At 38.9% G+C, this 12083-nt stretch carries 9 protein-coding genes; 2 read left to right on the forward strand and 7 right to left on the reverse strand.

What is annotated here, in order from left to right:
• Window positions 1-129: 129 nt before the first annotated feature.
• The 5 genes from PCH02S_RS02840 to PCH02S_RS02860 all read right to left on the reverse strand — a co-directional run bounded on the left by PCH02S_RS02840 (window position 130) and on the right by PCH02S_RS02860 (window position 7941).
• On the reverse strand, window positions 130-597 hold the full coding sequence (locus PCH02S_RS02840) for a pentapeptide repeat-containing protein (RefSeq protein WP_246068929.1): 468 nt from the start codon (window positions 595-597) through the stop codon (window positions 130-132).
• A 112-nt stretch (window positions 598-709) separates the two neighbouring features.
• Window positions 710-1756 (reverse strand): IS1595 family transposase, encoded by a 1047-nt coding sequence (locus tag PCH02S_RS02845; RefSeq protein ID WP_127449893.1) that lies wholly within the window; start codon window positions 1754-1756, stop codon window positions 710-712.
• A gap of 183 nt (window positions 1757-1939) precedes the next feature.
• On the reverse strand, window positions 1940-5308 hold the full coding sequence (locus PCH02S_RS02850; RefSeq protein ID WP_127449895.1) for a DEAD/DEAH box helicase family protein: 3369 nt from the start codon (window positions 5306-5308) through the stop codon (window positions 1940-1942).
• Window positions 5309-5320: 12 nt separating this feature from the next.
• Window positions 5321-6451, reverse strand: coding sequence for a restriction endonuclease subunit S (locus PCH02S_RS02855; protein ID WP_127449897.1), 1131 nt, complete (start codon window positions 6449-6451; stop codon window positions 5321-5323).
• Window positions 6448-7941, reverse strand: coding sequence for a class I SAM-dependent DNA methyltransferase (locus tag PCH02S_RS02860; RefSeq protein ID WP_127449899.1), 1494 nt, complete (start codon window positions 7939-7941; stop codon window positions 6448-6450). The genes PCH02S_RS02855 and PCH02S_RS02860 overlap by 4 nt, the downstream gene beginning before the upstream one ends.
• 347 nt (window positions 7942-8288) lie before the next feature.
• Here PCH02S_RS02860 and PCH02S_RS02865 point away from each other — a divergent pair, with 347 nt between their 5' ends.
• Window positions 8289-8843, forward strand: a complete 555-nt coding sequence (locus PCH02S_RS02865) for a hypothetical protein (protein ID WP_127449900.1) — start codon at window positions 8289-8291, stop codon at window positions 8841-8843.
• A gap of 432 nt (window positions 8844-9275) precedes the next feature.
• The gene (locus PCH02S_RS02870) at window positions 9276-10169 is read left to right on the forward strand and encodes an AbiJ-NTD4 domain-containing protein (RefSeq protein WP_127449902.1); all 894 of its coding nucleotides are present in this window, start codon (window positions 9276-9278) and stop codon (window positions 10167-10169) included.
• Window positions 10170-10283: 114 nt separating this feature from the next.
• On the opposite strand, the gene PCH02S_RS02875 is transcribed toward PCH02S_RS02870, so the two are convergent.
• Window positions 10284-10616, reverse strand: coding sequence for a hypothetical protein (locus PCH02S_RS02875; RefSeq protein ID WP_127449904.1), 333 nt, complete (start codon window positions 10614-10616; stop codon window positions 10284-10286).
• Between the two features lie 474 nt (window positions 10617-11090).
• Entirely contained in the window at window positions 11091-11987 is an 897-nt protein-coding gene (locus tag PCH02S_RS02880; protein ID WP_127449906.1) for a ComEC/Rec2 family competence protein, read from the reverse strand.
• Window positions 11988-12083: the final 96 nt, after the last annotated feature.

A 12083-nucleotide genomic window follows, 5' to 3' on the forward strand; every position in this document is an offset into this window, starting at 1 on the left:
ACATCAAGGAATTTAAACAAAAAGGCTATGTTAATCTTCAATGTTGATATTTGACCATAAGAAAACCGCCTTGATTGAAAAGGCGGTCTACTGAGCGATTGTTTCCTCTTAGCGGAATAAAAAAGTGAACTAAATGTTAATTTCGCCTTTATCTTTATAACGCTCTAATAAATCTTTTACTAAGATTCCATCAATTCTTAACCCATCAATATTACAATTTCTAAGTTCCACGTTTGAAAGATTGCATGAGTCAAATATAGCAGTGCTTAAATCACTGTTTTTGAATACAACTGGCTCAATATTTACCCAACCGTCAGTTCCAGGTTCTTCGGACAACTGACTTTTTTCGGCATTAGGTCGAACAATATTCTCGAATATGGTTCCACCCATCTGAATCATATTGATATGTACATTTGAAAAATAAATATGTTCCCACTTTGAATTTACAAAGTTTGTATGAGCAAATGATGTGTATCGCATATCAATACCGTGAAAATCTGATTCTTTAAAACAAACCATATGAATTCTCTGGTCTCTTAAATCTTGTAATTCCAACCCATTTTTCGAGTCCAATACTTTCTTTTCAGTAAGTGGCACTGGATACACTCCTCCATAATTATAATGCGTATGAATTCTTCAATTGCCCATCATTTTCCTGCAAGGTCGGCACAGAAATATGGGAAATTATTACATTCAACTGCTTGTTAGCTTAACAAGAATAAGCAGAAAGCCGAAGTTTGGTGTTCGTGACGGTCACAGTGAATAGGCACGATTTGACCAACATATTTTTCTTATTCGATGCGGTATTCTCATATTCATTGCTGTCTAAGTAACGAAACCAAGCCAAATAATGTTGCAAATATTTAGTAGCAACACCATTAAAGCGGTCCATCCATTTCTTCAAGCGGCTGTGATAGCTGTTTACGTTTTGAATATGGTACACGCCTTTCACACGTTGTTTTCCGTCAGACTTAAATCGGTAATGAGCCAAGCCTTTTGAATTCGCATAGGAACTGAATGCCCTCCACGAATCCGTGCAAAGCACGTTTGAGTCAGATAGATGACCACCAATCGCTTCATCCAATTTTGTAGTCCGAATTCTCCCACGCCCAAGTACGCCAGAGTAAGTCATTTTCTGACGGTCACGGGCAACGAGTACACATACTTGGTCATTACTAATGCCACGATATTTGGCTTTTCCTCCACGTTTACGTGGTTTACGTTCGGCAATATTCCGCTTGCCCTTTTCCGAGTACAGAAAGTAGGTCTCGTCCATTTCAACTATATCTTGAAATGCTTCGGTAGGAACCTGACTCAGAGCGGCAAGAATCTTATGCCGCCAGTAAAACAAGGTGACATGCGTGACTTCACCGTTTAACTGCTCTGCACATTTTCTCAGAGAAAAGCCCTCAATCATGCATTCGATAAAACGAACCCAAATATGAGGTCTCCTCGTTCGTTGTAGAGGGGTGTTTGTAAGGTCATTGAACGTTTGGCGACAGGATTTACAACGGTAACGTTGACGATTAACCTCTCCAGAGCGTGTTTTTACAGCGTACTTTCCAAATCGCACGACAGAAAGGTTTTTGCAATGCGGGCAAACAAGTCCATCTTTATGCTTCTGCTCTTGATTTCCATCAATTGCTCGAACAGGAACCGAAACTCCCTTGGTTCGTGATTGCAAAAAGTAAATAAGCTCTCGCTTACCATTATCGTCCAACGTATCAGCAAGCTTTTTCAATTCCTTTAAATCCATGGGCAAATCATCTCCGAACAGTGATATTACCATTATTATAGAACATTTGTTCGTAATAATCAAATATCAACAACAAGGTTTAACAAAGCCAACAAAAAAGAAAAGCATGCTGGAAAAATCCAGTATGCTTTTCTTTTTTAAGATTCTTATTTGGCAGCGCGTAATTTAATATATAAATTTTTTTCACGAAACATCGTTTACTTTTGCGTTATTTTGCAAATATCGCACTACTTGAACGATCTCATCAACTTCAGCCTCTTCAAACACCCCATAAACACCTTCTTGATGAAGATGGATAAAAGGTTCATCCATTAATTTACCAGGATCCAAATTTCCATTTTTAGTTAAATATTCGATGATCAAATTTATAAAGTGTATTTGATTAGGATTCAAATTTGTTTTACTTAACAAATTTGCAAACGCTTCTTTCGCCGCGTCTTGTTCTAGCCCTATAAGCTCTCTTACAAAGAACCCAAAAGAGGCAGCACCTTTACCACCAAAAAGCTTTTCAAATTGCTCCTGAGTGCCAATCTGTTCGTTAAACAGCATGCCAGCGAACGAGCTAACGTCATAACCTGTAATAGGTTTGTTTTTACGAAGTTTTTGAATCGCAATGTGATCTTGATGTTTCATTATATACTCGCATACATGCTTTCGATACGCTGAAAAATCACTTGACTTTGGAAGATCTGCTTCTTCATCACTTTGTAATTCATCGGTAAAATTTGTGTACAAAATTGTTCGCTGTTCGGTATCTAATAAAGCTAAAAGTTCACGAACGACAAGTCTAACATGTTCTAGCTCAGAAACATTGGTTTGGTTATAAAACTCAGTTGTCGTTATTTTTTTTAAGAGTGATATTTGATCTTTAATTTCCTTGATATTTTGTTTCGTGAGGAGTTGTGTCGCTATTCGTATTAATTTATTAATATACGAGTTCGTTTTTCCTAGCTGAGTAACACCAAGAACAGACCGTTGAAGACGCAGCATTAATAAATCAAAACGCTTTTTCTCTTCCGACACATCTTCATACACGATACGGGCAAGGGTTGAAATTACTTCATCTTTACTTCCCTCTGTACGTAATAACCAATTTTCAGGTTGCCGATATTTAATTACAGCTGACAAATGAGGACGAATAGTAAAGTGATGTTCATCCATTTGCTCTAATTGGTTTGTCACATATGAAATAGTTGCATTCATCAGGTCCGGAAACTGCTGGGTTTTATGTAATTCATAGATGATTTCGCTACGTTGTTCAAAAAGTTGTTCACTCAATGAGATGACCTTTGAACCTTCATCATCTCCTTCTTGAAACGCATCAAAATATTCCACATTGCCACACATATCAAACAACAGCGCATGTGTTTTATGTTGATTAGGTCCAAATAAATTCTCACAAAGTCGTGTGCCGCGACCGATCATTTGCCAAAATTTCGAAAAAGAAAATACTGGACGAAATAGTACCAAATTAACTACTTCCGGAACATCAATTCCTGTATCTAGCATATCCACTGAAACAGCAATTTGTGGAAGTTCGTTACCTTGCTTAAATTCCTCGATCAGTTTGTCTGCATAATCCACCTTATTGTGGATGGCTGTCATAAATTTCCCTCGAAGATTAGGATACATCTCATCAAAAATTTCGAGTATAAATTCTGCATGTTTTTGATTTCTGGCAAAAATAATGGTTTTGCCAAGTGTATCTCCGCCAGAAACCTTGATTCCCTTTTGCATCAGTAGTTCAAGCGCTTGTTTAACAGTATTTTCATTATACAGCCAACTGTTTAAAGCATCTTTTTCAACCTTTTTGCCTTTAAGTGGACGAACCCGGTTATTGTAATCTTCAAGTTCACTTTCGCTTAATTCTTCTGGATTTATACCTTCATGCATAAACTTAAATTTCACTTTAACAGGTTTGACGGGAACGAGATGCTTTTCTTCGATGGCTTGTTCATACTCGTAAGCATGGGTAGGTAAATTCCGCTGAATCTTGAAGAAGTCGTAAGTATCACGATCCACTTCCGCCTTTGGCGTTGCCGTTAATCCGAGAAGTAACGCATCAAAATATTGAAACACCAATCCGAATTTGTTGTAAATTGAGCGATGGGCTTCATCTACAATTATCAAATCAAAGTGGGCTATTCCAAATGGGACTTCATTCCCCTTTTTGGGATGTAAAAACCCAAGCATTGTTTGATAAGTGGAAAAATAAAGACGAGCCGATGTATCCCGCTTATCTTCCAACAAATTACAAACTGTTTCATTGGGAAGGTGCTTTTTAAACTCCCCGTACGCTTGCTTAACAAGTTCGCGGCGATCGGCAAGAAATAAGACATTTTTAACCCATCCTGCACGTTTTAAAAATTTAATTAGAGCGATTGCAGTACGCGTTTTACCAGTTCCTGTTGCCATGACCATTAGTGCGTGTCGTCTTGCTTCTTCATAAGCTGCGCCTACACGTCGTATTCCGTCTATTTGATACACCCGTCCGGCAATTCCTTGATCAGGCTTAATACTAATCAACGGCTTCTTATTAATTCGTCGCTGAATGACCCATTCCAATTCTTCTTTACGATAAAAAGTAGCAACTTCCCGTGGCGGGTAGAACGTATCATCCCACAGGTAGGTATGATAGCCATTTGTATAAAAAATAAGTGGACGAATCCCGTACATTTTCTCAAGCGCACTCGCATAAATCTCAGCTTGTTTCTTGCCTTTTTTAGCATCATGAACGGTGCTTTTCACTTCGATTACAGCCAAAGGCGTTCGACTATCGCTCCAAAGTACATAGTCGCAATACCCAGCAGAGGATCGATTGGGCATACCTGAAACTTCAAATTCCTCCACGTTCTCACCATGAGGATCCCATTTTGCTTCGCGAAGCATGACATCAATGAGAATCTGTCGAGTTTTCGCTTCGCTTTTCGGAGAGATTTCGATACGAGGTTTAGGCTCGCGAGGTAGCATTTTCATGAGTCCCGCGTCTTTTAACTTTTGACGTAATCGTATATTTTCCGCCTCAAGTTCAGCAAGTTTCGCCTCTTTTTCCGAAATCTGTTGCTCCAGTTTCGTAAGCTCAACTAACGATTCTTGTGTAACTTGACCCAAAGCTTTCGGAATAACTGAAATATTAAATGCCAAATCTTTTATTTTCGGCTCACCATAGTAGCGTTGAAGCCAATTTAAGAACATGAACAAATGCTCGAAAATGAGTAGTGATTTATCACTATCCATGGAATCATCAGTATGAACGGCTAGGTTACCAAGTTTAATGATCAGTCTTATTGGACCTAACATACCTGGCGAGAGGTTCTCCTGAAACGTTTGTTCATGGATCAAATCGCCAAGCATCGGTTTATCCTTTGCAGGGTATTGCAGATAATCGTCATTACTGTATAGCCACCTTACAGCCCGTTCTAATGTGACACGGCTGTAAAACAAAGATGTACGTGGTTTTGTGAATACATTGTTTTCCGCCTCTGATGCCGATTCATGAAGTGATTGCCATTGCGGGAATTGTTTTAGAAAATCAATGTTTAATGGCAACACCGTTCACCTTCCTCATTTTATTTCTAGCTGTCCCCTAAAAGCACGTTGTAACAGAGATTGGAAACTTTCTTGAAGCTTCAACAAATGATCATACATTAATCTTTTCTGCTCCTGTACTTCATGAATTAATGTTTCATATTTTCGTTGTAAATCTATAGGCGGTAATGGTACTGGGAAATTCTTGAGCTGTGTCATATTAATTGTAGCTATCCCAGTTGTCTGTTTAGCCATTTTCAAAAAATATTTTTTTCCATAACTACTACCAGTACATTTACTTAGGAAATACGCATTCAATAGGTTTTCATTTTCAATTCTGACTCTAAAAATATGATTTTGATGGATACAGTTATTCACTTCTTCTTCCCACACAGCACCTCTTCCAAGTTTATCAGGATCTCCTCCTTCGGTTAAAAGTAGATCTCTTTTTCTTAATTGATAGCGTGCTGCATCTTTTTCCGACACCGATATTTCTTTAATTTCGGAAAGATTAAGAAATCCATCCTGAACGTTCGCTACTCTCATGTAAGGAAGTGAAAGGACTTTTGAATCGTTATATTTTTTCCCCTTAGTCACTCCTGATGAAAGATCGGCAAAATATTGAAGTTCTCTGAATTCCCAATTTTTATTATTTATATTTAAATCACCGAAGAATTCTATAAATACCGACTCTATTAATTCATCCAACTTAGCGATCGCTTGTTTTCGCAGCTTAATCAATGACTCCGCTGCACCCAAGATGGTAGCAATCTTTTGTTGTTGTTCAAATGAAGTAAGATGAATCTTTAAAGGGTATACATCTTCACGATTTAATCCAGGAACTGCTGTTGACCGATTTATTTTTTTTAAGTCTAATACTTTTAAATAGTAATAAAGATATTTGAGATCCACTTGCTTCTTGGGTCGAATATAGTAAGTGGTGTCAATAGCCCAACAGTTTTCTTTACTCCAGTTGACTTCACCGTAAGAACCTTTTCGACCAACAATAATTGCAGGTCCGTTTATTAAATACTCTTTATGGAATCCAACAACTCCATTTGAACCAAATACAGGAAAACCCTCCCCTGATCGGATCTCAGAAGGAAGTGCTTTACCATAGACGAAATCACAGACATCACCAAGTTGTAGTATTTCAATTCCACTCACTTTAACATCTCCTCCAGTTTTTGCAAACCTGCAGTGATTTGTTTCTCTAGGTTTGCAACCTCTTGCAAGATTTGTTTCGGAGGAGCGTACACCACTTCTTCATGTTTTTGTTCTTTATATCGGTTAATACTTAGATCGTAATTATTTGCTCGAAGTGCCTCCTTGTTAACAAAAAAAGATTGTTCATATCTGGTTCGATCCTTCTCAAAATCTAAATTACTAAATCGAGAGATAATATCAGGAATGTTGTTATTTTCATGTTTATCCATATCAAGCTCACGACGATTGTCATCCAAGGAGTAACCGTCAGCTTGCATATCGTAAAACCATACTTGATCGGTACCACCAAAGTTGGTCTTAGTAAAGATCATAATAGCCGTCGAAACCCCAGCATACGGTTTAAATACGCCTGAAGGCATGGAAATAATAGCCTCTAGCTTGTGATTATCGATGATTTCTTTTCGGATATCAACATGCGCTTTGGAAGAGCCAAAAAGTACGCCATCAGGTACGACAACTGCGCAGCGCCCCCCGTTTTTTAGCAAGCGGAGCATAAGTGCCAGGAACAGAAGTTCCGTTTTTTTTGTTTTTACCTTCTTAAGCAAATTATCTGCCACTTCGCTGTAATCAAGAGAACCTTTAAATGGAGGATTGGCTAACACCAATGAATATTTCTCAACTTCAGTGTTGCCTTTTGAAAGTGAATCTTGATACAGAATTTGCGGATCTTCAATTCCATGTAGCATCAAATTCATTGCTGCAATGCGTAACATCGTTAGGTCTGTATCAAAGCCATGAAACATACTGCTTTTAAAGTGAGCTTGTAATTCTTCATTACCTGATTTGACAAATAGCTCATCTCGGTGATGTTCTCGAACATATTCTGCCGCTTCGACCAAAAAACCAGCAGTTCCAGTAGCAGGGTCAACTATTGTGTCTTGTGGTGACGGCTTCATTAGTTCAACCATCATACGGATGATATGCCGCGGCGTACGGAATTGCCCGTTTGTACCGGATGTTGCAATTTTAGAAAGTAAATACTCGTACAAATCTCCCATTGTGTCTTTATTTTTTTCGGAAATTTCGGTAATGAGTTGATCGATCCCCGTGACTACGCGCTGTAATAATTGCGGAGTAGGAATAATAAATACAGCATTTTCTAGATGCTTAGTAAATTGTGACCTTTCATCTCCCAAAGCTTTCATATGCGGAAAAGCTTCATCCTTAATCGTTTCAAACATAATTCCGGCTTCGTAGTTTTTAAACTGGGACCAACGAAAATTATGTTGCTCAGAAGAAAAAATGGGGTTTTCCAATGGTTTTCCGCTCAATCTTGCTCTTTTTTCTTGCCTAATTTGTTGATCATCGAGCTGTTTGATAAAAAGCAGGTAAGTAAACTGTTCGATAACAGACAGTGGGTTTGAAATACCACCTGTCCAAAACATTTCCCATATTGAATTTACTCTGTTGCGTGCGTCACCTGTAAGCATATCGTTGCTGACTCCCCCGAAGATGTTTTTTCAAAATTCATTTTTAAATTTTATGTTTCTATAATTAAAGCCAAAAAATTGAAGTTATGTTTGCTAATTATACCACAATGGAACAATACGGTCTTTCATTAACTTCTAGTAGCAAACTATATGATCCTAATGAGAACAAAAGAATTGACTAATACTCTCAAATCTTAGTAAGAAACGTTATATCCTTGCTGATTGCTTAACTCCTTTCTTAAAGTAAATTGGCTGTCTTTACTGCTGATCAGAAGGAATTATTTACCTAATGTCGAAAAATCAACCAAGATAGATTACCTTTTGTATGGGATGGAGATGTACAATTGATGGCAAAGAGTAAAAAAGCTGTATACAAGGACATTCTTGATAAGAACGGAAACCTTTCAGATCAGAAAAATTATTTTATTAATCGCGTCGGTGAATTTGGGACTATTGCTAAATTGTCCCGATATGGCATAGATGCTTTCTTAACGCATGGAAATAAAAAATCATATGACATTGTAGCTACTGCTAATAAAAAAAGCATTAAAATACAGGTTAAAGCAACTAAAGAAGATTCAGTACCTACTAGGTTTTTTCAGACTTACTTTGACGTCAACATTCCATCTCCTGAATTTTGGGTTCTGGTACATTCCTATGCAATTCAAGACGAAATTTATCAAGATAAATATTATGTATTAAGGCATTCACAGTTAATGGAATATCACGTAACTCAACTTGCTCGTCCTGAATTAGGTATTAATAATGCAGATGACTTACGAGCAAGAGAGCAATTTTTAAGAAAAAATAAAATGAACTCCGGTGTAGATAAAGTATTTTTCAAAGATATTTTAGAATACGAAAATAAATTTAAAGAAATTTTTGATTTTCTCCATTCTTAAATTATTAAAAAAAGTCTATTGCTTATTAGTAATAGCAGTAGACTTTTTATCTTCACTTGAACCTATAGATCTACCATGTTCTTTAGAAATCTTTATGGCGTATTTAGCAAATCATCCGTATTAGTGGTCGTGTCCAAATCAGAAGAAAATTAACTTATCTAACGTGGGATCTGTCGTCGAGTGCTAACGAAGACTACTTCTGAGCCTCACCTGTCTCAATTTAGCGAGAGTCACCTCCCTTTGCTTACTAGAAGTTAAGAGCTGGGGCTCCAACAGAAAATTGTGCAACTATTCCTTCGTCTTAAGGACATATTTTAAAATGACGGTACCCTGTTGAAAAATTGGGGAGGATTATTCTATTAATATATAGAAATATAATCAAATGTATATTTTTGGAAGTTATTTAAACATATACAGCGAAGGAGACGAAGTATGGCACACGAGTATTTTAGTGACAGAGAACTTGGAAAGAAGGAATTGAAATCCGAAGAAATAACAGTTTCCGTATATAACGGAATAGTCGGGGTATATAAAAGATTCCAAAAGAACTTTTCAAATGATTTTCCCGATACCTGTCCAGATAACGGAATGGTGTGCGGTACGGACGTTCAACTGCTCAATGCCGCTATTAAAGCACAAATTCCCAAAATGGAAATGCCCGTCAACGTGAAATGGGATGAAGAAGAGGATGTTGATAAATACGCCCTGCTTGATTTTGTTGAATTCTGCTATTCAAAAATTTCTGATATCAACGAAAGTGACTATCATAGTTACTTCAAGCATTATCACATTTTCTTTCCAGACACGGAAAACGAAAAAGAAAAATTCCGCGCCGAAGTAAATCAAATCTTTGCTCGGAACGGAATCGTGTTCTATCTAGATAGTGACAGCATGGTCAAACGTCACTTACCTACCCAACTAGATACAGTTCTTCAAAACCTAAACGTAAAATCGAAAGACGACCGTTTGAACGAATTGGTGAACTTAGCTATAGAAAATATTCGTAAACCAAAAGAAATCGACCGTCAATTCGCGCTTGAAAAGCTTTGGGACGCATTTGAAAGAGTCAAGACTTTTTATGACCCAAACAACAAAAAGGCTTCGGTACAAACATTGGTTTTGAATATAGCAGCAGGAACCGCCGAATTTGACGACCTGCTTGATACCGAATTCAGACACCTTACCGATATCGGAAATAAGTACCAAATCCGACACTTCGAAACAAACAAAATTCAGATCGGTTCTATGAAACAAGTCGATTATTTGTTCTATCGTATGATAGCGCTGATTGACCTTTGTATGGATAAAGTGAATAACGAAAAATAAGGATTTCCCCTTAATTTACTAACCGTTTTTACAAGAAAAAACCGCCATTAGTGGTTTTTTCTTGTAGTGATAAGTCAACAACAAGAATAACAGAACCTAAAAAATTAAAAATAGCTAGCACGCGATTATTTGCTGCAATTCTACAAACCATACTTCCGCTTCCGTTTTCCATTTTAAAAATAAATCACGATCTTTTGATTTCCCTTTGCAATGAGGCTCAATTTCCTTAATAAAATTCTGAACCTTTTTTTTAAATTGAATTATTCGATCATAAACTGGGTTTCGTTTTCCATCGAAAATAAATACATAAAAATAAGCATTTATGTCATTGAATTTTTCTTCAAGCTTCTCAAACTTCATTCTCAACTTCTTACGCTTTTTTATACGATATTTTATTAATACTTCCGCCCCACCACCGTATAACCTGTACTGCTTATTAAATTCCATAAACGTACCTCCCTAAAGAATATGTCCATATTTTGCTCGCAACACATTCACCCTATTCGGTCACATATATGAAATACGTCGTTTCTTTTATTTTTACGTTTAGGTAATTTCATGTTCTTTGAGAATATTAGAAGGTCATTTTCTATACTTTTGCAAAGACGCAGTAATATCAACGTTCTGGTTCTTTCATTTTAACAACATATATGGCGTTTTTTTCAATCTTTAGTAAAAACCACATTATGAAAAAACTTTTTTCATGCCTCTGAGAATTCCTAAACCCTGAAAAGGGAGAAATCCGGTTTTTAACAGCCTCAGTGCAAATTAGTCCCCCCCTAACCATTACGAACATATGTTTGATTATTATATATTGTTCAATCTTTCTGCAAATCACCTTCAAAGAACCCTTTAAAATCAAGGTTTTTCAATTGTTTTTTTAACAATCTTTTTGGCGTGTTTAACAAACTATTTGGTGACCTACAAGCATATGCGTAAATAGGTTTCTTTGGTCAGCTTTAAGCGGCGCATGCCCCAGAAGCAGACGCCTAGAAATACAGCAACATTCAAGCCTGAGATGGCTAAAATATGGGTCAGCCCCAGCTCCGAAAATTGCTGGAAGCGTTCGGGATCGAGATCGTCCGTCAATCCGATCAGCATACTCTTCATGAACCCCGCCTGCTGCGCGGGGAATATCAGGTCCATGCGGCGGCTGAGGTTCTCCCGCAGCATGTCATTCCAGCGCAGCAGCTGCGTGACGCTGACGCTTGCAGCCGCCGGCTGCACCTGCGCCTGATCCACCCCTTTGGCTACAAGCTGCCAATGGGTGTGGTGAAGGCGCAAATATCGGCGGTAGTCGAAGCCGCCGAAGTTGCGTGCCCGGGACGGGCTGCGCAGCGTCCCCGTAAGCGTCAGGGCGTCGCCTCGGCGCCACGCCGACGCCACCTCCTGCTGCGCCTGCGCCAGCAAGCGCAGCGAGACCTGCACGCTTTCCCCGCCCAGCGGGAAAGCGCGGTCCTGGAAGCGGACGGACTCCGCTTCCACGGTAAAGCTGGCCCTGTCGCCGTCAACGGTGACAGGGGAGCTGAATCGGCCGCGCAATGTGACTTCGCGGCCTTCCGGGTTTTCCTGCTGCGTGAGGGGCAGCAGGGCCGTGATGTTGCGCTGGTCGGTCCATTGGAAGTAGCCGTAGGCTGCTCCGACCAGCAAGAGCGCGCACAGCGGCTGTCCGGCGGGCAGCCGCAGCAGGCGGATGACGACGATCGCGGCAAACATTAGCGCGCTCGTCGTCAATGACAGCCATGGCAAATGGCTGTAGAGTGCAAGCACATAGCCAGTTATCCACAGACAGCATCCTATAACAACTGGTCGTTTCATTTAAGCTTATTCCTCCCCTCCGGCAAAGCAAAAAACCTCATTCCAGATGAGCCCTAATCTTAGGCTGCTGCTGAAATGAGGTTCTTCCCCAATGCC

Origin of the sequence: Paenibacillus chondroitinus NBRC 15376 (assembly GCF_004000765.1) — a bacterium.
GTDB lineage: Bacteria > Bacillota > Bacilli > Paenibacillales > NBRC-103111 > Paenibacillus_E > Paenibacillus_E chondroitinus.